General features: G+C 69.7%; 17 protein-coding genes. 8 read left to right on the top strand and 9 right to left on the bottom strand.

Annotated features, from left to right (window positions below):
• The first annotated feature begins 131 nt into the window (after nucleotides 1–131).
• Complete coding sequence (uvrA, locus tag L1885_RS00185; protein ID WP_235794826.1) at nucleotides 132–2,600, top strand: excinuclease ABC subunit UvrA; 2,469 nt, start codon at nucleotides 132–134, stop codon at nucleotides 2,598–2,600.
• Nucleotides 2,601–2,910: 310 nt separating this feature from the next.
• Here uvrA and L1885_RS00180 read toward each other — a convergent pair whose 3' ends face one another.
• Nucleotides 2,911–3,756: an aldo/keto reductase gene (locus L1885_RS00180; protein WP_235794825.1), complete on the bottom strand. Its 846-nt coding sequence runs from the start codon at nucleotides 3,754–3,756 to the stop codon at nucleotides 2,911–2,913.
• Nucleotides 3,757–4,192: 436 nt separating this feature from the next.
• Between L1885_RS00180 and L1885_RS00175 the strand changes: the two genes are divergently transcribed.
• From L1885_RS00175 to L1885_RS00165, 3 genes are all read left to right on the top strand, one after another.
• The gene (locus tag L1885_RS00175) at nucleotides 4,193–4,441 is read left to right on the top strand and encodes a DUF6296 family protein (protein ID WP_235794824.1); all 249 of its coding nucleotides are present in this window, start codon (nucleotides 4,193–4,195) and stop codon (nucleotides 4,439–4,441) included.
• Between the two features lie 297 nt (nucleotides 4,442–4,738).
• A complete protein-coding gene (locus L1885_RS00170) occupies nucleotides 4,739–5,188 on the top strand; it encodes a DUF1931 family protein (RefSeq protein WP_235794823.1) in 450 nt (149 codons plus the stop codon).
• A gap of 324 nt (nucleotides 5,189–5,512) precedes the next feature.
• Nucleotides 5,513–6,235, top strand: a complete 723-nt coding sequence (locus L1885_RS00165) for a hypothetical protein (RefSeq protein WP_235794822.1) — start codon at nucleotides 5,513–5,515, stop codon at nucleotides 6,233–6,235.
• Between the two features lie 86 nt (nucleotides 6,236–6,321).
• Here the strand turns inward: L1885_RS00165 and L1885_RS00160 are convergent, their stop codons facing one another.
• From L1885_RS00160 to dnaK, 8 genes are all read right to left on the bottom strand, one after another.
• On the bottom strand, nucleotides 6,322–8,139 hold the full coding sequence (locus L1885_RS00160) for an FAD-dependent oxidoreductase (protein WP_308117260.1): 1,818 nt from the start codon (nucleotides 8,137–8,139) through the stop codon (nucleotides 6,322–6,324).
• Nucleotides 8,103–8,366: a UBP-type zinc finger domain-containing protein gene (locus L1885_RS00155; protein WP_235794821.1), complete on the bottom strand. Its 264-nt coding sequence runs from the start codon at nucleotides 8,364–8,366 to the stop codon at nucleotides 8,103–8,105. The genes L1885_RS00160 and L1885_RS00155 overlap by 37 nt, the downstream gene beginning before the upstream one ends.
• A 165-nt stretch (nucleotides 8,367–8,531) precedes the next feature.
• Entirely contained in the window at nucleotides 8,532–8,990 is a 459-nt protein-coding gene (trxA, locus tag L1885_RS00150; protein ID WP_235794820.1) for a thioredoxin, read from the bottom strand.
• A complete protein-coding gene (gene clpB / locus L1885_RS00145; protein WP_235794819.1) occupies nucleotides 8,987–11,626 on the bottom strand; it encodes an ATP-dependent chaperone ClpB in 2,640 nt (879 codons plus the stop codon). The genes trxA and clpB overlap by 4 nt, the downstream gene beginning before the upstream one ends.
• Nucleotides 11,617–11,991 (bottom strand): chaperone modulator CbpM, encoded by a 375-nt coding sequence (locus L1885_RS00140; RefSeq protein ID WP_235794818.1) that lies wholly within the window; start codon nucleotides 11,989–11,991, stop codon nucleotides 11,617–11,619. The genes clpB and L1885_RS00140 overlap by 10 nt, the downstream gene beginning before the upstream one ends.
• Nucleotides 11,988–12,941: a DnaJ C-terminal domain-containing protein gene (locus L1885_RS00135; RefSeq protein WP_235794817.1), complete on the bottom strand. Its 954-nt coding sequence runs from the start codon at nucleotides 12,939–12,941 to the stop codon at nucleotides 11,988–11,990. Before L1885_RS00135 ends, L1885_RS00140 begins: the two co-directional genes overlap by 4 nt.
• Nucleotides 12,942–12,947: 6 nt before the next feature.
• On the bottom strand, nucleotides 12,948–13,553 hold the full coding sequence (locus L1885_RS00130) for a nucleotide exchange factor GrpE (protein ID WP_235794816.1): 606 nt from the start codon (nucleotides 13,551–13,553) through the stop codon (nucleotides 12,948–12,950).
• Between the two features lie 10 nt (nucleotides 13,554–13,563).
• Nucleotides 13,564–15,453 carry a molecular chaperone DnaK gene (dnaK, locus tag L1885_RS00125; RefSeq protein WP_235794815.1) on the bottom strand — a complete coding sequence of 630 codons (1,890 nt, stop codon included), beginning with the start codon at nucleotides 15,451–15,453 and terminating at the stop codon, nucleotides 13,564–13,566.
• Nucleotides 15,454–16,037: 584 nt separating this feature from the next.
• On the opposite strand from dnaK, the gene L1885_RS00120 reads away from it, so the two are divergent.
• From L1885_RS00120 to L1885_RS00105, 4 genes are all read left to right on the top strand, one after another.
• Nucleotides 16,038–17,810 (top strand): PucR family transcriptional regulator, encoded by a 1,773-nt coding sequence (locus L1885_RS00120; RefSeq protein ID WP_235794814.1) that lies wholly within the window; start codon nucleotides 16,038–16,040, stop codon nucleotides 17,808–17,810.
• A 281-nt stretch (nucleotides 17,811–18,091) separates the two neighbouring features.
• On the top strand, nucleotides 18,092–19,267 hold the full coding sequence (locus L1885_RS00115) for a glutathione-independent formaldehyde dehydrogenase (RefSeq protein WP_235794813.1): 1,176 nt from the start codon (nucleotides 18,092–18,094) through the stop codon (nucleotides 19,265–19,267).
• Nucleotides 19,268–19,513: 246 nt separating this feature from the next.
• Nucleotides 19,514–20,071, top strand: coding sequence for a type 1 glutamine amidotransferase domain-containing protein (locus L1885_RS00110; protein ID WP_235794812.1), 558 nt, complete (start codon nucleotides 19,514–19,516; stop codon nucleotides 20,069–20,071).
• 109 nt (nucleotides 20,072–20,180) lie between these two features.
• Nucleotides 20,181–20,489 (top strand): putative quinol monooxygenase, encoded by a 309-nt coding sequence (locus tag L1885_RS00105; protein WP_235794811.1) that lies wholly within the window; start codon nucleotides 20,181–20,183, stop codon nucleotides 20,487–20,489.
• Nucleotides 20,490–20,652: the final 163 nt, after the last annotated feature.

Genomic DNA, 20,652 nt, shown 5'->3' with positions numbered 1-20,652 from the left:
AATCCGACTGATCACCGTCAGCGATGCGCCCCCTCGGATCGGCTCGCCCGAGGGTCTATCGGGACGCTCATATGAGCGCGGTCGGGTGGTGGCGCCGTGCGGTTCCCGCCGCGATCAGGTAACCAGGAAGGGTGGTTAAGGACGCGTCCGACCCCTTCGTGCATGTCCGGGGCGCCAGTGAGAACAACCTGCGGGACGTCGATCTCGACGTTCCGCGAAATGCGATGGTCGCCTTCACCGGTGTCTCCGGTTCGGGCAAGTCCTCTCTGGCGTTCGGGACCCTCTACGCAGAGGCCCAGCGGCGCTACTTCGAATCCGTGGCGCCGTACGCGCGCAGGCTGCTGCAACAGGTCGGGGCGCCGCACGTGCAGGAGATCACCGGACTGCCGCCGGCCGTGGCCCTGCAGCAGCGCCGCGGGTCGCCCAGCTCGCGCTCGTCGGTCGGCACCATCACCACGCTGTCCAATCTGCTGCGCATCCTGTACTCCCGCGCCGGCACCTATCCGCCCCGGGCCGCGCGGCTGGAGGCGGAGGCGTTCTCACCCAACACGCCGGCCGGCGCCTGCCCGGAGTGCCATGAACTGGGCGTCGTGCACGACGTCGCCGAGGACCTGCTCGTCCCGGATCCCTCGCTGAGCATCCGCGAGGGGGCCATCGCCGCCTGGCCGGGCGCCTGGCAGGGCGCCAACCTGCGCAGTGTCGTCAGCGGTCTGGGCATCGACATCGACCGGCCGTGGCGCAGGCTCAGGAAGAGGGACCGGGACTGGCTGCTGTACACGGACGAGCAACCCTCCGTGTACGTCGAGCCGGAGGAGGACCGCGTCGACTACGGCTACCAGGGCACATTCTGGAGTGCCCGCAAGCACGTCATGCACGTCCTCGCCGACTCCAAGAGCGAGAAGATGCGCGAACGGGCGCTCCGGTTCGTCAGGAGCGTGCCCTGCCCCGTGTGCCACGGCAGCGGGCTGCGGCCCGAGGCGCTCGCCGTGACCTTCGCCGGACGTTCCATCGCCGAGATCAACGCGATGCCGCTCACCGAGGTCGTTGCCGTACTGCGGCCCGTCGCGGGGCGGGCGGAGGCCGACGCCACCACGTCGACCGCCCGGTCCGGGGAGACGACCGAGGTCGCGGTCCGGATCTGCGGCGATCTGGTGGCGCGGATCACCGTGCTGCTGGACCTGGGTCTCGGGTATCTCAGCCTCGGGCGCCGCTCGACGACCCTGTCGCCCGGTGAGGCGCAGCGCCTTCGGGTCGCCGCCCAGTTGCGCTCGGGGCTGTTCGGCGTCGTCTACGTTCTCGACGAACCCTCCGCGGGCCTGCACCCGGCCGACGCGGAGCCCCTGCTGGACGTGCTGGACCGACTCAAGGCGGCGGGCAACTCGCTGTTCGTCGTGGAGCACGACATGGACGTCGTGCGGCGGGCCGACTGGGTGGTCGACATCGGCCCCGGCGCGGGTGAGGCGGGCGGACGCGTGCTGTACAGCGGTCCGGTCGCCGGTCTGGAGCGGGTCGGGGAGTCGGCCACGAGCGAGCACCTGTTCGGGCGCGCCCGGCCGCTCGACCGCCGACCGCGTACGCCGCAGGGCCGGCTGCGCCTGGGCGGCGTCTCCCGTCACAATCTGCGCGACGTGTCCGTCGACGTACCGCTGTGCGTACTGACGGCGGTGACGGGCGTGTCCGGCTCCGGAAAATCGACGCTGGTGACGCAGGTGCTCGCCGAGGTCGTCCGCGGCCACCTCGGACTCGAAGCCGAGGAGCCCGACGAGGCACGGCTGGAGGTCGACGTCCAAGGCGCCTCCGGGGTCGAGTCGTTCGATCGGCTGGTCCGGGTCGACCAACGGCCCATCGGGCGAACTCCGCGGTCCAACCTGGCGACGTACACGGGGATGTTCGACGCGGTGCGCAAGCTGTACGCAGGGACGGACGAGGCCAGGAAGCGTGGCTACTCGGCCGGGCGGTTCTCCTTCAATGTGCCCGAGGGCCGGTGCGAGACTTGCCAGGGCGAAGGGTTCGTCGCGGTGGAGCTGCTGTTCCTGCCCGGTACCTACGCTCCTTGCCCGACCTGCCACGGCGCCCGGTACAACCCCGAGACCCTGGAGGTCACCCACCGCGGCAAGAACATCGCCGAGGTGCTGGAGCTGTCCGTCGACGCGGCCGCCGCGTTCCTTGCCGCCGTCCCGGCCGCCTCCCGCAGTCTGGAGACGCTGCGCGAGGTGGGACTCGGGTACTTGCGCCTCGGGCAGCCTGCGACAGAACTGAGCGGTGGTGAGGCGCAACGCATCAAACTGGCCACCGAACTGCAGCGGGCCCGCCGCGGGCACGCGCTCTACTTGCTCGACGAGCCGACGGCGGGGCTGCACCCCTCGGACATCGCACTGCTGCTGCGACAACTCCACCGGCTCGTCGACGCCGGCAACACAGTGGTCCTCGTCGAGCACGACCTCGACACGGTCGCCACCGCCGACTGGGTCATCGACCTCGGGCCGGGCGGCGGCGACGCGGGTGGGCAGGTGGTCGCGGCGGGCCCGCCGGCCGAGGTGGCGAGGGTTCGCCGCAGCGCCACCGCGCCCTACCTCGCGGCCCGGCTCGCGCGCCCCTGACGACGTTCCGAGGAACTGGGCGCCGGTGGGCCTGGGCCGCCGGAGGGTCGCGCGCCTCGACATACTGCGGTCCAGCCGGTGGTGGACGTCGCTCGCGAGGTGTTCCGTCTGGGCCGGCCCATTCCGTCGCGTCAGCCGTGCGGGGGAGGCGCGACCGGGTGGTCTGCTCCACGAGAGCGGCGCGGAATGCGGGCGGGCCGGCCGGACTGCAGGTGTACGTCGTCGGCCGCCCCTTGATCTGAGGGGTGTCCAGATGGCCGCCGGGGACGTAGGCCCCCGCTTGGAGGCGTGCCATCGTGTGTCAACTCCTTCAGAGCGTCTCCAGGGGCGTGGGCCCGCTGGGCGGCGGGAACGCCTTGTCCAGTGCGTCGAGCGCCTCGGCAGGAAGGTGGAGGTCGGCTGCTCCGCGGTTGTCCCGAACGTGTTCGGGTGAACCGGAACGCGGGATCGCTGGCGTCCCTTGGGCCAGCACCCAGGCGAGTGCGACCTGGGCCGACGTGGCTCCGAGGGCACGGGCCACGGCGCTCAAAGCCCCGGTCTTCATCAGACGTCCCTGCTCGATGGGGGAGTAGGACATGACCGTCACCCCTGCCTCGCGGCACCACGGGAGCAGATCCCATTCGATGCCGCGCCGGGAGAGGTTGTACAGCACTTGGTCGACGGCCCCGGTGTCGCCGCCGGGGAGTGTGGTCAGCTCCAGCATGTCGGCGGCGTCCAGGTTGCTCACGCCCCAATATCGGATCTTTCCCGCCTCCATCAGGTCGGTGAAGCCCGCAAGGGTCTCCTCGAGCGGCCACCGTCCTCGCCAGTGCAGCAGGTAGAGGTCGACCCGTTCCGTACGGAGTCGCCGCAGACTGCCCTCGCAGGCGGCGACGGTGCCCTTCCGATCGGCGTGGCCGGGCAGTACCTTGCTGACGAGAAAGACCTCCTCCCGCCGTCCATGGAGGGCCTCCCCGACGAGTTCCTCGGCCGCGCCGTCGCCGTACATCTCCGCCGTGTCGACGACGGTCATACCCAGTTCCACGCCCAGCCGCAGCGCGGCGATCTCCTGGTCACGCCGGTCCGGATCCTCCCCCAGGTACCAGGTGCCCTGCCCGAGCGCCGCAATCTCCTCACCGGAGGGGAGCGCGATCGTCCTGGTCGATTCCGCAGACATCTCTTGCCTCCCGTCTGCCGCGGGTTCGTGTCGCGTGCCTCGCACCGAGTGCCCAGGCCCGCGGAGCCGAGACAACCCGTGTCGCATGCGCCGGCGGAGGTCGGCAGGGGTGGACCGCGCCGAGCGCGGACCGCGGCAGGGCCTGCGGTAGCGCGACGCGACGGGACTGGCACGACGGCACCGCGGGAGAGGACCGCAGCGAAGCCGATCTTCGCCGGCTGCACGGTGAAGTGCCGCAAGACGATGTCGAGCGGGAAGAAACCGTGGGGCGACCATGAGAGGCGAGTCGATGTGCGGGGTGACAGCCGCGCCGAAGGCGGGAACGACGGGACGACAATCCGAGCCACCTGAAAGTCCGGGCGCCGATGCCGTCGCAGGCAGCACACTGGAATCATCGGCAGGAGCCGCCACCTCACTACCTTGGCGGGTGACACGCATGCGCGACACAGAGCCAGGAGACGTTTACGTTTTCGGGTATGAGCTGCTCTTCCAAGAACCAGGCCGCGAAATCGAGACGGTACTCGTCCACCGCACAGACCGCACCGGCCCCGGGGGCAACCCCGTCTACGCAGATGAGACAGGCATCGTGCTGGCAGAGATCAGTCCCCAGGCGGAAGTCCGGATCATCCACACCAGCGGCTTCCAGGAACCCTCCAGTGTGAAAGCGATTCGGATCTCGCCGTAGGCGCCGACGCTGGACCGTCCCCTGACCAACGTTCGCCCCGACGCGCCAGGCACCTGGCATTTCCCTTTTTCGCTGTGCCAGCTCGCCTGCCTGCAGGCGTCCGGTGAAGCCATGAAGGGCACCGCCGCGCCAGAATCGGTGACAAGGCCCGCACGCAGATGCCTGGGCCCGGTGGAGCAGTACCGCGAGGTTGAAACGGGCCCGGCAGGGTCATGCGGTCGCGCGCGCCCATCGGCAGGCTGTGCTGGGAGTTCGGGTGCCGAGAATTGTTCGCGCGCGCATTAGGAGGTTGCCGCCATGCCAGTGATGTCCATCGCCAGGTTCGAGAAATTCTTCCGCACGGCCGCGGGGCTGGACGTCGACAAGAACGATCTCAAACGCTACAGCGACTTCGTCGACGCGAAGCTCTACGACCTGCTGACCATTGCCCAGGCCACTGCCAAGGCAAACGGCCGCGACATCGTCCGGATCTCCGACCTGCCGATCACGAAAGGCCTGCAGGAGAGCATTCACCGTTTCCGGGAGATCGACCAGGAGCTGGAACTCGGGCCCATTCTGGAACAGCTCGCCGCCCGACCGGCCCTGGACCGGGCACCCGACGAGGAGACCGAGGCGGCCTATCCGGAGATCATCGGGGGACTCAGCCTGGCTCTCGCTCGGAGCTTCAAGATCATTCACCCTGACCTGAAGAACCCGCGGACCCAGCACTGGGATGACGCTCGAGCCGTCTTCGACCTCCTGCTGTGAGGTGTCACGGTGTCGGAGCGGCCCGAAGCGCCATCTGTCGAACGGGCAGCGCCCCGCACGAGCAAAGGGTCGTGGTGCCGTGGCCCCGGGTGTCGGCGCTCCAGGGGCGCGGTCCCGCCGTGGGTGCTTCGTCGCCGAATGGGGGGCTCCTCCTTTTCGGCGTGCCGCAGTCCTTGAGGGCCGCCTTGGAAGGGGAAGGCCCCGCCGGTTATGTCGCGACCCTGGCGCCGCCGGTGCTCGCACCCCGCTGCGGTCTATCCTCGGCGGGCACCGCTGTACGAGATCCTCCTCGGCGGGCACCGCTGCACGAAAGGGTCGCAGGCGATGACGATGACGCGCAGGCTCGCTCGTGCCCGGAGCAGACATCCCCGGCACGAGCGCCGTGGAGAGGCGCGTCTGCCCGGTGTGGTCGCGACGCTCTCCGCGATCGCCCTCTATGTGGGCTTGCCTCAGCGGCTGCTGATCGCACCGCGCTACGTCCTGCCTGCTCTGGAACTCCTGCTGCTGGTGATGCTCATCGCCGTCAATCCCAAGCGGCTGACCCGGCAGAGTACGGCGTTCCGTGTCCTGTCACTGGTGCTCGTGCTGGTGATCGCCGCGAGTAATCTGGTTGCCCTCGGCATCCTGATCCACGACCTGGTCTACGCGGGGGTGAAGGACGGGCGTTCCTTGTTGGTGGCCGCGTTGCAGGTCTGGCTCACCAATATCATCGTCTTCGGCCTGGCGTACTGGGAGCTGGATCGTGGCGGCCCCGTGACCCGCACTCAGGCCCGTCGCGTCGATCTGCCGCTGGCGGACTTCCGTTTTCCCCAGGACGAGGACGACGACGCGGTGCAGGAAGTCGCGGACGGCGCCAGTACGACATCGGACTGGATGCCGACTCTGGTCGACTATCTGTATGTCTCCGTGACGAACTCGGCTGCCTTCAGCCCTACGGACACCATGCCGCTGTCCACTCGCGCCAAAGTGATGATGAGTGTGCAGAGCCTCGCCGCACTGGTGACGTCGCTCCTCGTCATCGCCCGGGCGGTGAGCATTCTCCACTGACCTGGCCGCGGCGACCCATCCGCGCCCGCCCGAAGAGCGGCCGGCGTCCGTCACCGGATCAGTCCTCTTGACGCACGGGGTCCGGTTCACCGTGCGTGGTCCGTCGGCGGAGGGCCAGTGCCAGGGCGCGGACGGTCCCCCGCCTGTGGTCGCCCCTCCGCGCTCGCGGAGTGGACGAGATGGCCGTTCTGTTCCCGGTGCTCGTGCAGAAAGCTGATAGCCATGGCGCCTTCGCCGGTCGCCGAAGCCACCCGTTTGACCGAGCCGCTCCTGATGTCCCCGGCTGCGAAGACACCGGGAAGGGTGGTTTCCAGCAGATACGGCTCGCGGCCGAGGGGGGACCACCGGGCCGTGTCGGCGGAGGCCCAGGCGTCGGCTCCGGTGAGGACGAATCCCTTGTCGTCAAGTGCCACCGCGCCCCGGAGCCATTCCGTGCGCGGCCGGGCCCCGATGAAGACGAACAATGCCGCCGCCTGCAGTTCAAGACGGTTACCACTTGCCGTGTCCTCGACCGTCAGGGACTCCATCGCCTCCTCCCCGGACACGCCCCGGACCTCGGCGTTGAGCCGTGTCTCGATCCTCGGATGCCGCTCCACCCGGTCCACGAGGTAGCGGGACATGTTCGCGCCGAGGTCGTCGCTCCGGACGAGGAGGTGCACCGTGGACGCGTGGCCCGCGAGGAACAGTGCCGCCTGCCCGGCGGAGTTCCCGCCGCCGACCACGGCAACAGGGCCCGCCCGGCAGAGACTGGCCTCGTGGACCGTCGCCGCGTAGTAGACGCTGGTGCCTTCAAGGCGGTCGATGCCGGGAACGTCCAGCCTGCGGTACCGCACACCCGAGGCGAGGACCACGGCGCCCGCCCGTATCCGCGACCCGTCCGCAAAGGCGACGTCGTACGCGCCGTCCTGCGGCGTCAGACCGTTGACCTGAGCCGGTATCAGCAGGCGTGCACCGAATTTGCGGGCCTGGAGCACTGCGCGTTCGACCAGTTCGCCCCCGGAGACGCCCGATGGGAAGCCGAGGTAGTTCTCGATGCGGGAGGAGGTGGCTGCCTGGCCTCCGGTGGCCTCGGCGTCGGCACTGACGGTGGTGAGGCCGTCGGAGGCTCCGTACACGGCGGCGGCAAGCCCTGCGGGGCCCGCGCCGACCACGAGCACGTCGCACTGGCCCGCGTCCGGCGGGTTGGCCGGCAGCCCGATGAGCCGCGCGAGTTCGGCGTTGCTCGGGTTGCGCAGCACCCGTTCGCCCTTCCAGACGACCACCGGGGTCTCTTCGGGACGGATGGAGAACCTGCGCAGCAGTGCCTCGGCTTCCCTGTCCTGCTCCAGATCCACCCACCGATGGGGGAGGCGGTTGCGGGCCGCGAACGCACGGAGGCGCAGTGTGTCAGGCGAATAACACGAGCCCAGGATGCGGAAGCCGGCGCCGAGGCCGATGAGCAGATACCGGCGGGCCACGTAGGCGCGGAGGATCAGGTCACCGAGCGCGGAGTCGCGCCCGACCAGGGCGCGCTGCCGCTCGACCGGCACCGCCACGATCTCTCCCGCCCGGCGCACGACGGCCGTTTCGAAGGCAGCCTGTCCCTCCAGCAGTCCGAGTTCCCCCAGGAATTCGCCGGGCCCCTGTACTCCCAGCGTGAGTTCGTCGGGCCCACCTCGGTCGTGGACGACCTCGACGGTCCCCGTGAGGATCGCGAGGAACTCCCGGGAAGGCTCGCCCTCGCAGTACAGCACCTCCCCCTCGGTGGTCCTGCGACGCTCGCCGAGCTCTGTCAGCTCATCGAGTCGCTCCGGCGGCAGGCGCGGAAACTCCCCAAGCCGTTCAGGGGGCGTGGGGACCGGCGCCTGCTCGTGCGCGGGCCCGCCCATCAGACCGGAGCCTCGTGAACGTAGCACCAGCGCCATTCCTCTCCCGGTTCGAACGACTGCACGACGGGGTGGCCGACGGTGCCCGCGTGGCGCCTGGCGTGTTTGCGGGGAGAGGAGTCGCAGCAGCCCACGTGCCCACACGTGAGGCAGAGCCGCAGGTGCACCCAGGGGGAGTGCTCCTTGAGGCACTCCTCGCAGCCCTCGGGGGTACGCGGCGTGACCGGGTGCACCATGGCCAGGTGCGGGTCGGGAATCGTCGTCATGCGGGACCCTCCTTGCGTACGGGGCTGTGCCCCTTGGCCTTCGACGTGGCCGCCGGCCGTGGTGTGCCGACCGCGGCGCGGCGCCCAGATGTGCGGTGGCCCTTCATCGAACCCGTGTGCCGACCACCTGCGGCAGGGAAATCGATACGTAGCCGGACCATCTGTTCACCCTCCTGCGGACGTGTCCCGGGCCGCCATCGCGTGCTCGATCCACGAGCGCAGGGTGTGCGTGGGTGCGGCCCCGGCCTGCCGCGCGATCGGCTCGCCCCGGTCCAGGACGAGCAGAGTCGGCACCGCCTGCACCTCAAAGCGGCGGCTGAGCAGCGGGTTGCGGTCGATGTCGACCTTGACCAGCTTGATCCGTCCCGCGAGGTCCCGTGCGACCTGTTCGAGGGCAGGGCTCACCGCGCGGCATGGGCCGCACCACGTGGCCCAGAGGTCGACCACGACGGGCGTGGTGGCGTTGTCGGCGATGTCCAGGAAGTCGTAGTCGCCCGCGTCGACGATCCACGGCAGGGGCTGCCGGCAGTGACCGCACCGGGGGCTGCCCTCCGCGGCCACGGGAACCCTGTTGCCGCGCCCGCAGTTCGGGCAGGTGACCGTTGTGGTCCGGATGGTGTTCACGCTGTCGCCGCTTCCCGGTCTCCCGCCGGCTGGTCGTAGGTGACCAGCAGTTCTCCGTGCACGGCGTCGACGCGTACCGTCGCGCCGTCTTGAACGTCCCCGCGCAGCAGCGCCCGTCCGACGAGTGTCTCGACCTCGTGGGAGATGTAGCGCCGCAGCGGCCGGGCCCCGTAGACCGGGTCGTAGCCCTGATGGGCGATCACCTCACGTGCCGCGTCGCTGAGTTCGACGGCGATGCGGCGCTCGGCGACCCGCTGACGCAGCTCGTCGAACTGCAGCTCCACGATCCGCTCGATCTGCTGTTCACCGAGCGGCTTGAACAACACGATGTCGTCGACGCGGTTGAGGAATTCCGGGCGGAAGTGCCCGCGCAGTTCGCCCATGACCAGGGCGCGGGCGTCCGGCTTGATCTCGCCCTCGGCGGTGGCGCCGTCGAGGAGGTGCTCGGAGCCGATGTTGGACGTCATGATGATCACCGTGTTGCGGAAGTCGACGGTGCGGCCCTGGGCGTCCGTGATGCGGCCGTCGTCGAGGATCTGCAGCAGGGTGTTGAACACGTCGGTGTGCGCCTTCTCGATCTCGTCGAACAGTACGACGGAGTACGGCTTGCGGCGTACCGCCTCGGTGAGCTGGCCGCCCTCCTCGTAGCCGACGTATCCGGGCGGTGCGCCCATGAGCCGGCTGACGGTGTGCCGCTCCTGGTACTCGCTCATGTCGAGGCGCACCATGTTGTCCTCGGTGTCGAACAGAGCGCGGGCGAGCGTTTTGGCCAACTCGGTCTTACCGACGCCGGTGGGGCCGAGGAAGATGAAGGATCCGATGGGGCGGCGCGGGTCGCGGATGCCGGAGCGGGCTCGGATGATGGCGTCGGCGACGAGCTTGACGGCCTCGTCCTGGCCGATGACGCGTTCGCGCAGGATCTCGTCGAGGCGCAGCAGTTTGTCGCGCTCGCCCTCCGTCAGGCGGGCGACGGGAATGCCGGTCCAGGTGGCGACGATGTCGGCGATCTCCTCCTCAGTGACGACTTCGCGCAGCAACCGGTCCTGGCCCTGCTTGGAAGTCAGTTGCTCCTCCGCCGCGGCGAGTCGGCGTTCCATGTCCTGGAGGCGTCCGTAGCGGAGCTCCGCGGCACGGTTGAGGTCGTAGGCGCGTTCGGCCTCTTCCGCCTCGTGGCGGACCTGTTCCAGCTCCTGGCGCAGTTCCTGCACACGCCGGATCGCCTGCCGCTCGGCCTCCCACTGGGCGCGTTTCGCGTCGGCCTCGCCCCGCAGGTCGGCGAGTTCCCTGTGCAGCTCCTCAAGGCGGGTGCCGCTGGCGGGGTCCGTCTCCTTGGAGAGGGCGGCCTCCTCGATCTCCAGACGGGTGACGCGGCGCGTGATCTCGTCCAGTTCGGCGGGCATCGAGTCGATCTCGGTCCGCAGCCGTGCGCATGCCTCGTCGACGAGGTCGATGGCCTTGTCGGGCAGGAAACGATCGGTGATGTAGCGGTGGCTGAGGGTGGCTGCCGACACCAGCGCGGTGTCCTGGATTTTCACGCCGTGGAAGACTTCCAGGCGTTCGCGCAGTCCGCGGAGGATGGAGATGGTGTCCTCCACGCTGGGCTCGTCGACCAGGACCTGCTGGAAGCGGCGTTCGAGGGCCGCGTCCTTCTCGATGTGCTTGCGGTACTCGTCGAGGGTGGTGGCGCCGACCATGTGGAGTTCGCCGCGGGCCAGCATCGGCTTGAGCATGTTGCCGGCGTCCATGGCTCCTTCGGCGGCGCCCGCGCCGACGACGGTGTGCAGTTCGTCGACGAAGAGGAGGATGCGCCCCTGGGCTGCCTTGACCTCGCTCAGCACGGCCTTGAGGCGTTCCTCGAACTCACCCCGGTATTTCGCGCCGGCGACCAGGGAGCCCATGTCGAGGGCGAAGACCGTCTTGTCGCGGAGTCCTTCGGGGACGTCGCCGCGGACGATGCGCTGTGCGAGGCCCTCGACGATGGCGGTCTTGCCGACGCCGGGATCGCCGATCAGAACCGGGTTGTTCTTGGATTTGCGGCTGAGGATCTGGGTGACGCGCCGGATTTCGGCGTCTCGCCCGATGACGGGGTCGAGCCGGCCGCTCCTGGCCTCGGTGACGAGATCGCGGCCGTACTTCTCCAGCGCCTCGTAGGCCACTTCGGGATTGGCCGATGTGACGCGTTGGTTGCCGCGGACCTGTGTGAGCGCGCCGAGGAAGGAGTCCTTGGTGACGCCGGCCTGCTTGAGAAGGCGCCCGGCGACGGTCGAGGAGCCCTCGTCGAGCAGGGCGAGCACGAGGTGCTCCACTGACACGTACTCGTCTTTGAGGCGTTTGGCCTCGTCGTCTGCGGCGTCGAGCAGGCGGGTGAGGCGCTGGGTGACGAAGACCTGGCCGGGGGTGGCGCCGGGACCGGTGACCTTCGGGCGCCGGGAGACCTCCTCGCTCAGCGTCGTGCGCAGTTCGTCCGGCCGGGCCCCGGCCTCTTGCAGCAGCCGCGGGACCAGACCGTCCTCCTGGTCGACAAGAGCGAGCAGCAGGTGCTCCCCGTCGACCTCGGTCTGGCCCGCACGGACGGCCGCGGTCTGTGCCTCCTGGAGGGCGTCCTGTGACTTCTGGGTGAGACGGTTCATGTCCATGGGGGCGATTCACTCCTCGTGCCGCGGCCGCGCAGGGCGGCTTCGAGCAGGCTGATGCGGTCGAGCAGGTCGAGCACCAGACCGATGGATGCGTAGTTGAGGCACAGGCCGGTTCGCAGCCGCTGGATGCGCGCGAGAGCGGCGGGCGCCGTGCGGTCGAAGACGAGGCGTCCCGCGGCGTCACGCTCGGCCTCGACCAGGCCGAGGGCGACGAACCTGCGGATCAGATCGGGGTGGAGGCCCGAACGGCGGGCCACATCACCGAGGGAGAGCCTGGTGGTGGGGACCGGCGCGTACCGCAGGGCTGTCGTGGGGGCGGTGCCGGTGAGGCCCCTGCCCCCTGCTCCCGAGGGTCGGTCGTTCATCGAGTCCTCCTGGGGTCGAACGAGGAGACGGCCGCGAGCTCTTCGAACAGTTCGCGCTCACGGTCACTGAGGGTGGGCGGTACCACGACCCGCAGTTCCGCGTACAGGTCGCCGTCAGCGCCTCGCGGATTGGGCATGCCCTCGCCCCGCAACCGCAGGCGTCGGCCGGTGGACGAGCCCGCGGGAACCGTGACCTTGGCCGTGTCACCGCCGGGAGTGCGGACCGGTACGGTGGCGCCCAGGGCCGCCTCCCAGGCGGCGACGGGTATCTGGACATGCACGTTCCGGCCGTCCAGCCGGAACTCGGGGTGCGGCCGGACACGGACCCTCAGGTACAGGTCGCCGGCGACGGCGTCGCCGCTGCCCCGGCCTCCCTCGCCCGACAGCCGGATGCGCTGCCCGTCGACGACACCGCGTGGCACGTCGACCTCGTAGCGCCGCGGCTGTCCCGTGGGGCCTGCGAGCGTCACGGTGCGACGGCCGCCCCTGTACGCCTCCTCGACGGTGAGGGTCAGCTCGGCCTCTTGGTCGGCTCCCGGGACGCCGGCGGAGGCGGCACCCGCCCCGAAGATCGAGCCCAGGAGGTCTTCGATGTCGACGCCCTGCGCCGCGAAGTCGTCGCCGAAGCCGGTCGAGTACCGGACCCCTTGTGCACCGGCGCCCGAGGTCCCGCGGGTGCGGTGGGCGCCGCCTGCTCCGGCCGCGACCCGCTCGTCGAAGTCTTCGGGAATTTTGCGGAAGTCCTCGCCGAAGCGGTCGTACCGGGCGCGGGTCTTCGGATCCGACAGGACGCTGTACGCCTCGTTGAGGTCCTTGAAGATCTCCTCCGCCCCGGGGTCCTTGTTGACGTCGGGGTGGTGCCTGCGGGCGAGCTTGCGATATGCCTGCTGGATCTCGTCCTGGCTCGCGCCCCGGGGCACGCCCAGCACCTCGTAGAAGTCCCGTGCCATGACCGGTCAGTCCCCCTTCGCGACGGTCACGGTGGCCGGCCTGAGCTGTCGTTCCCCGTCCCCGTAACCTGGGCGCAGCACCTCGACGACCGTCCCCGGTTCCGCGTCGGGGTCCTGGACCACGGCGACCGCCTCGTGCCGGGCCGGATCGAAGACGACTCCGGTCTCGGCGTGCCTGGGGTAGCCGAGCAGGTCGAGGATGTTCACGGCCTGGTCGCGTACCGCCCGGACGCCCTCCACGACCGCGTCCGGGGCGGGGCCGGAGTGTGCCAGCGCGAGTTCGAGGTTGTCCAGCACGGGCAGGAAGGCGGCGGCCGTACGGGAACGCTCGGCCGTCCGCTCCCTCTCCAGCTCCCTGGCGTGGCGCTTGCGCAGGTTGTCGAGGTCCGCGAGCGCATGCCGCCAGCGGTCCTCGAGTTCTTGGAGTTCGGCCGTGTACGCGGCACCGTCGGACTCGGGGCCTCCGGCTGCCTCGGGCGCCGGCGCCGGCGCCGGCGCCGGGTCCGTGCCGTCGCCTGCTGAGGACACCGGGTCCGAGTGCGGCGTGTCCTCAGGCTCGGTCTCAAGGGCGTCCTCCGGCGACCGGTCGGGTTCCCAGGAGTCGTTCGCCATGGTCAACCCCTCAGCCCTTGTCGAATTCGGCGTCGATGACGTCGTCGTCACCGCCGCCGGCGCCGCCCGCGCCGGTGTCCCGCCCGGGAGCGTCCGAGGTGGTGTCGGCCTGATGTGCCGCCAGCCCGGCGAGTACCTGCTGGAGTTCGGACGCCAGGGGCCGTACCCGCTCCACCCCGGCCTCGTCCTTGACCGCTGCTCGGGCGTCCGACACCAGCATCTCGGCGCGTGCCTTCTCGTGTGCGGGTGCGGTGTCGCCCAGTTCGGTGAGGCGCCTCTCGACCTGGTAGGCGACGGCGTCCAGCTCGTTGCGTGCGTCCACGGCCTCGCGGAGTGCCTGGTCCTGGCCCTGATTCCGCTCGGCTTCCTGGACCATGCGGTCGACCTCGCCGCGGTCGAGGTTCGAGCTCTCGCTGATGGTGATGCCCTGCTCCTTGCCGGTGCTCCCGTCGCGGGCGGTGACGTTCAGGATGCCGTTCGCGTCGATGTCGAAGGTGACTTCGATCTGCGGCTCGCCCCGGGGCGCCGGCCGGATGTCGGTGAGCTGGAACCTGCCGAGCACCCGGTTGTCGGCAGCGCTCTCGCGCTCGCCCTGGAGCACCACCACATCGACGGCCGGCTGATTGTCCTCGGCGGTGGAGAACGTCTCGGTGCGCCGTACCGGGATGGTGGTGTTCCGCTCGATGATCTTGGTCATGACGCCGCCGCGAGTCTCCACACCCAGTGACAAAGGTGTGACGTCGAGCAGCAGGACATCCTTGACCTCGCCCTTGAGTACCCCGGCTTGGATCGCGGCGCCCAGGGCCACGACCTCGTCCGGGTTGACGCTCATGTTGGGTTCCTTGCCGCCGGTCAGCCGGCGGACGAGAGCCTGCACCGCCGGGATGCGGGTCGAGCCGCCGACGAGGATGACCTCGTCGATGTCGCTGTCGCCGACCTTCGCGTCGGCCATCGCCTGCTCGACCGGTCCCAGGCAGCGCTCCACCAGGTCGCCGGTGATCTGCTCGAAGGTGGACCGCATGATCGAGTCGGTCAGATGCTTGGGCCCCGAGGCGTCCGCGGTGATGAACGGCAGGCTGACCTGCGTCTGTGTCACCGAACTGAGCTCGGTCTTCGCCTTCTCCGCCGCCTCGAACAGTCGCTGGAGAGCCTGCGGGTCGTTGCGCAGGTCTATGCCGTTCTCCTTCTGGAAGTCGTCGGCGAGGTGATCCACCAGACGCCTGTCGAAGTCGTCGCCTCCCAGGTGGCTGTCGCCCGCCGTGGAACGCACCTCGACCACACCGTCGCCGACGTCCAGGATGCTCACGTCGAAGGTGCCGCCTCCCAGGTCGAAGACCAGGACGGTCTCGTGCTGCTCCTTGTCCACGCCGTACGCGAGAGCCGCCGCCGTCGGCTCGTTGATGATCCGCAGCACCTCCAGTCCCGCGATCCTCCCGGCGTCCTTGGTGGCGGTGCGCTGGGCGTCGTTGAAGTAGGCGGGAACGGTGATGACCGCCTCCGTCACCCGTTCCCCCAGTTGCTTGGAGGCGTCGTCGGCGAGTTTGCGCAGCACCTGTGCGCTGATCTCCTCGGGGGCGTACAGCTTGTCGCGGGCCTTGAACCGGGCCGTCCCGCCGTCGCCCTCGACGACGTCGTAGGCCACAGCCCTGGCTTCGTCGGATATCTCGTCGAAGTGTCGGCCGATGAACCTCTTGGCCGAGTAGATCGTGTCCTTGGGATTGAGGATCGCCTGGCGCCGGGCCAGCTGGCCCACGAGCCGTTCGCCGGTGTCGGTGAAGGCCACCACGGACGGCGTCGTTCGATTGCCTTCGCTGTTGGGCACGACGGTCGGTTCGCCGCCCTCCCACACGGCGATCACCGAGTTGGTGGTGCCCAGGTCGATGCCCACTGCCTTGGCCATGAAATGCTCCTCCCGATGCGGCGGCGTCCGCCGCCACCGCCCAGCGGCTTTGTGTTCGTGTATGGGTGAGGCGTCCGCCGTTGGTCTGCGGTCCGCTGTCTCCCTCGCCGGCAGACGGCCGGAGCCGAGGGACGGCGTCGGGCAGGCGGTGAGGTTGCCTCGGTCACCCGGGGCCGTGGGACGACCTCGAAGCGGCTCAGCCATGCCTCAGACTTCGGCAGCCGTCGGCACCCGGCCGAACACGTCGGCGCGCCGGAGGCAATTCACCGGTGGCGGTTCACGGGCATCGAGAACCCAATCGGTCGGTTCCTTCGACGCGCCTCCGGACGGCCGTGCCCCCTACGCGAGGCCGAAGGTCCGTCGGTGTTGTTCTCCCGACATTCCCGCGCAGTCCTTCTACTGCCCAGCACTTCGCAGTGTGGAGAACCGCATGGAAACCTTCCTCCGTCCACCGGGGCAGAGGTGCTCGCGTCCGTTCGCCCTCCGGGTACGAGAAGAGGTCCGACAGCACCGATCAGCTGCCGCGACATGGGGTACTCGGCCGCCGTCCCTGCCGGTCAAGGCTCGGAAGGACAAGTGGTTTCATGTGTGGAAGCCGGGCGCACGAGCTGCCCCGCCGCCATCTCGAACCGGAGGCCCCAAGTCCGCCGGGGAGTGCCGCGCGGCTCTCCTCGACCGCGCGTGGAGTAGCCGGCCCCTCTGTGTCCGACGGCGTCCTGGCCGAGCTGGCAGCGCTCTCCCGTGCCCTGCTCGACACCCGGGACGAGGGCGAGATCCTGCGCTTGGCCATGGATCACATAGGCGTCGCGGGACCGTACAGCGCCGAGGCCGGTTACCTCCAAGTGGACGACTACCTGGTCCCCGGCCCGAGGTGCGAGAGGGCCCGACCCGCGGTACTGGACCCGAGGGTGCGGGAGCTTGACGGGCAGGACGGCCCTGTGGCGGTCCCCGGCCGGACCTGGTGCTGGGCCCTCGGGCTGCGCGGCACCGAGGGGCTGCGCGGTTATCTGGTGGTAGGGGCTCGCTCCCGCCCCACCGAGGCGGACTACTCCGCGCTCACGATGCTCGTTCGGGACGCCGCCTGCGCTCTGTCACTGGCCTTCCTGCGTCGTCGTCGGCGCGACGACGCGGCCGAGCTGTACCGGCTCAGGGAGGAGCGGTCGTGCCTCCAGCGGCAGCTGACCTCCGTCGCGGCCGATCTGGGACATGCGCGGGCTCTGCATGCGCTCATGAGCGACTTTGCCGCCTCGGGCGGCGGCGAGGAAGCGGTCACGCGCGGCCTGCACCGGCTTACCGGACTCCCTGCGCTGGTGGAGGACCGTTTCGGTCGCTTGAGGTCCTGGAGCGGTCCCAGCTGCCCCGACCCCTACCCGGAGCCGAATTCCGCGCGCCAGGACGAAATGCTGCACACCGTTGCCCGGGAGGCCGGGCCGGTGCAGGTGAAGGACCGGTTGGCCATCCTCGTCCGTCCGCACGGGGAGATCCTGGGTGTGCTGGCCCTGGTGGACGCACGGCGCGAGGCCGACGAGCACACGAAGCTCGCGCTGGAGGATGCCGCCTCATCGCTCGCGCGCGAGATGGACCACGAGCGCCGTCTGGCCGAGATGGAACTGAGGCTGCACGGCGAACTCGCCGACGACCTGCTGCGGGGAACGGACGAGGCGAGCGCCTGCGCCCGGTGCCTGGCGGCCGGAATCGATGTGTACCGCTGCCACTACATCGTCGTGGTGCAGTGGTCGAACCGGCGCTCGGACGCTTCCTTCGCGGGGACCGTCGCCCGCGCGGCATCGGTGGTGGGCATGCGCTCTGTGCTGGCCCGACGCGCCGATCACGTCGTGCTCGTCACCGACGAAGAGTCGCACCCTCACGCGCTGTACGAGGCGATCGCCCGGGAAGCCGGAACGCATTCCGGGGCCGTCGGAGTGAGCAGCCGTTGCGACGCTCTGGACAGCATCCCCCACCACTACCAGGAGGCACTGCGCGCCCTGAAAGTGGGCCTCACGTCTGGGCACCGCGGCGGTGTGACGTTCTACGACGAGCTGGGCCTCTACCGCATTCTGGGGCCCGGCAGCGGCTACGGCGAAATGGAGACGTTCGTTCACGACTGGCTCGGGCAGCTCATCGACTACGACTCGCGGCACCACACGGCCCTGGTGGAGACCCTGTCCCGCTACTTCGACTGCGGAGGCAACTACAGCGCGACCGCCGAAATCCTCGTGATCCATCGCAGCACGTTGCGCTACCGGCTCCAACGTATCCGTGACATCACGGGCAGGGACCTCACGAACGTCGAGGACCGACTCAACCTCCAGGTTGCTACGCGAGTGTGGAAGGTCGTCCTGGGCGGACCGGGCTGACGTGCCTCGTGTCCTCGACGGACTCCGGCGAGCGGAGGATCGGCCGACGTGTTGCTGTTTCGTCTCCGGGCCGGGGGACACCCGGACGTCAGGTCGCGGGGCGCCGCCATTCGTCCGGCGTACCGGCGGCGACAGCATCCCCCGTCCCCGTGATCATCCGGGTGGGCGGGCCCGCCCTGGCACGCGAGTGGTCGTCGTGGCCCCTCACGGCACTCCGGCTCATGCGCCGGGGTTCTGTGTCGCCACTGCGGCGGCCGTGCCCCGACATCAGGGAAGTCGTCATGAAGGCAGCGGTATACGAAGGTCCGCGCACGGTCACGGTGAAGGATGTACCGGACGCGAGGATCGAGCACCCCTGCGACATCATCGTCAAGATCACCACAACCAACATCTGCGGTTCGGACCTGCACATGTACGAGGGCCGCACCTCGTTCGAGACCGGCCGCACACTCGGTCACGAGAACATGGGCCAGGTCGTGGAGGTCGGTTCGGCCGTGAGCAAGGTCCAGGTCGGCGAATATGTGGTTCTGCCCTTCAACATCGCGTGCGGCTTCTGCAAGCAGTGCGAGCGGGGGCTGACGAACTACTGCCTCACCATGCAGCCGGAACCCGCCCTCGCGGGAGCCGCCTACGGATTCGCCGACATGGGCCCCTACCAGGGCGGTCAGGCGGAACTGCTGCGCGTGCCCTACGGCGACTTCAACGCGCTGCGCCTGGGCGAGGACGCCGCCGAACGCCAGAGCGACTACGTGATGCTCGCCGACATCTTCCCCACCGGCTACCACGCCACCGAGATGGCCCACGTCAAACCGGGCGACCAGACGATCGTGTACGGGGCCGGTCCCGTCGGGCTGATGGCGGCCTACTCCGCCCTCCTGAAGGGCGCCGGCCGCGTCTGGGTCGCCGACCACCAGCCCGACCGGCTGCGCAAGGCGGAGGAGATCGGGGCCATCCCGATCAACACCGCGGAGCAGGACCCTGCAGAAGTCGTCAAAGAGGCGACGCTGGGCCTGGGTGCCGACAACGGCTGCGAGTGCGTCGGCTACCAGGCACACGACGCCGAGGGCAACGAGGACGCCAGCATCACACTCAACGCACTGATCGACTCGGTCAGGTTCACCGGTGACATCGGTGTGGTGGGCGTGTTCATGCCCCAGGACCCCGGCGGCGAGCAGGCCCAGGGGAAGCTGGAGGCGCGGGGCAAGGTGCCGATCGACTTCGGCCTCATGTGGTTCAAGGGCCAGCAGATGGGCACCGGGCAGGCACCGGTGAAGCGGTACAACCGGGCCCTGCGAGACCTGATCGCCGGCGGCAAGGCCAAGCCGAGCTTCCTCGTCTCCCACGAACTCGGCCTGGACGACGCCACCACCGCCTACCAGCACTTCGACGCCCGCGACAAGGGCTGGACCAAGGTCGTCCTGCACCCGAACGGACACGCCAACGGCCACAAGCAGTAAGGCGTGCGGCCGCTGCGCCGGCCCGCGAGCCTGACACCGCGTCACCCGGTCAGGGTCGGGTCCGGGCCGTAGGCCACCCGTCCGGCGGCCGCCGGCGGGGCCGGGCGCCGGCCGGGCGGGAAGGATCGCGGGGTACTGACGCCGCCGATCGCTCCGATGCTCGCCCGTCCGCTGCCGGCCCCGCCGCTCGCGGGTCGGGAGCGGGCCTTGTATCAGCCGAAGTCAACCCCCAAAGGAATCCCCACCATGACCGATGAACTGCATGGCAAGAAGGTCGCCATCCTGGCCACCGACGGCGTCGAACGCGTCGAGCTGGAGGAGCCACGCGGCGCGCTGCACGGTGCGGGCGCCCGCACCGAGTTGCTTTCGCTCCACACCGGCGAGATCAACGCGCGCCAGATGGACATCGACCCCGCCGGAACCTTCGCGGTGGACGACAAGGTCGCGGACGCGGCCGTCGACGACTACGACGCGCTGCTGATGCCCGGCGGCACCATGAATCCCGACCAGCTGCGCACCGACCCCGACGCGGTCGCCTTCGTCAAAGCGTTCATGGAGACAGGCAGGCCGGTCGCCACCATTTGCCACGGACCGTGGACGCTGGCAGAGGCCGATGTCGTACGGGGCCGACGCCTCACCTCTTGGCCCAGCATCCGCACCGATCTGCGCAACGCGGGCGCAGAGGTTGTTGACGAGGAGGTCGTCATCGACGGACAGCTCATCTCCAGCCGCGGTCCCGACGACCTCCCTGCCTTCTGCGCAACCATCGTCGAACGATTCGCCAAAGCATCGCAGCCCGCCTGAGTGGCTGACGCTGTCGGCGCAGCGGGGCGACGGCCAGCACGACGCCCGAACTGGGTCTCGCCGCAGACCCGCTCGGGCTGGGCAGAGAGCCACGACGAAAGGAGACATCATGGCCCGGGACGTGAACGCCGCATTGCTGGTCCGCATCGAAGCGATGCCTGGAAGGGAGGAGGACGTTGTCGACTTCCTTCGCCAGGGGCTCTCGCTCGTTCAGCAGGAGGCCGGGACGGCACGCTGGTTCGGCCTTTGCTTCGGGCCGTCCTCATTCGGCATCTTTGACGCCTTCCCTGACGAGTCCGGCCGTCAAGCGCACCTCAACGGCAACGTTGCAAAGGCCCTTCAGGAGAAGACCGGCACGCTGTTCGAGCAGCCCACGATCGAGCAGATCGACGTGCTCGCCGAGAAACCGCCGCAGTGAGCACGTCCGGACCTGGTCCGGGCGAGGCCGCCCCAGCGCGCCGACGACGCTCCTCCTGGGACGGCCGGGCCCGGACGGGCGCCTGCACCTGGTCGCCCGCACGACACTCCTGCTCTCGACCGACCGCGCGCAGCTCGGCCCGCTGCTCACCGCCGCCGGGCCC

This window comes from Streptomyces fuscigenes (assembly GCF_021556455.1).
Taxonomy (GTDB): domain Bacteria; phylum Actinomycetota; class Actinomycetes; order Streptomycetales; family Streptomycetaceae; genus Streptomyces; species Streptomyces fuscigenes.
This window is presented reverse-complemented; position numbering and strand designations above follow the sequence as displayed.

Coding starts and splice junctions, on each gene's coding strand:
- L1885_RS00180 (WP_235794825.1), bottom strand. CDS start 3,756: ATGTCTGCGGAATCGACCAGGACGATCGCGCTCCCCTCCGGTGAGGAG.
- L1885_RS00175 (WP_235794824.1), top strand. CDS start 4,193: ATGCGCGACACAGAGCCAGGAGACGTTTACGTTTTCGGGTATGAGCTG.
- L1885_RS00170 (WP_235794823.1), top strand. CDS start 4,739: ATGCCAGTGATGTCCATCGCCAGGTTCGAGAAATTCTTCCGCACGGCC.
- L1885_RS00165 (WP_235794822.1), top strand. CDS start 5,513: ATGACGATGACGCGCAGGCTCGCTCGTGCCCGGAGCAGACATCCCCGG.
- L1885_RS00160 (WP_308117260.1), bottom strand. CDS start 8,139: ATGGCGCTGGTGCTACGTTCACGAGGCTCCGGTCTGATGGGCGGGCCC.
- L1885_RS00155 (WP_235794821.1), bottom strand. CDS start 8,366: ATGACGACGATTCCCGACCCGCACCTGGCCATGGTGCACCCGGTCACG.
- clpB (WP_235794819.1), bottom strand. CDS start 11,626: ATGGACATGAACCGTCTCACCCAGAAGTCACAGGACGCCCTCCAGGAG.
- L1885_RS00140 (WP_235794818.1), bottom strand. CDS start 11,991: ATGAACGACCGACCCTCGGGAGCAGGGGGCAGGGGCCTCACCGGCACC.
- L1885_RS00135 (WP_235794817.1), bottom strand. CDS start 12,941: ATGGCACGGGACTTCTACGAGGTGCTGGGCGTGCCCCGGGGCGCGAGC.
- L1885_RS00130 (WP_235794816.1), bottom strand. CDS start 13,553: ATGGCGAACGACTCCTGGGAACCCGACCGGTCGCCGGAGGACGCCCTT.
- dnaK (WP_235794815.1), bottom strand. CDS start 15,453: ATGGCCAAGGCAGTGGGCATCGACCTGGGCACCACCAACTCGGTGATC.
- L1885_RS00120 (WP_235794814.1), top strand. CDS start 16,038: ATGTGTGGAAGCCGGGCGCACGAGCTGCCCCGCCGCCATCTCGAACCG.
- L1885_RS00115 (WP_235794813.1), top strand. CDS start 18,092: ATGAAGGCAGCGGTATACGAAGGTCCGCGCACGGTCACGGTGAAGGAT.
- L1885_RS00110 (WP_235794812.1), top strand. CDS start 19,514: ATGACCGATGAACTGCATGGCAAGAAGGTCGCCATCCTGGCCACCGAC.
- L1885_RS00105 (WP_235794811.1), top strand. CDS start 20,181: ATGGCCCGGGACGTGAACGCCGCATTGCTGGTCCGCATCGAAGCGATG.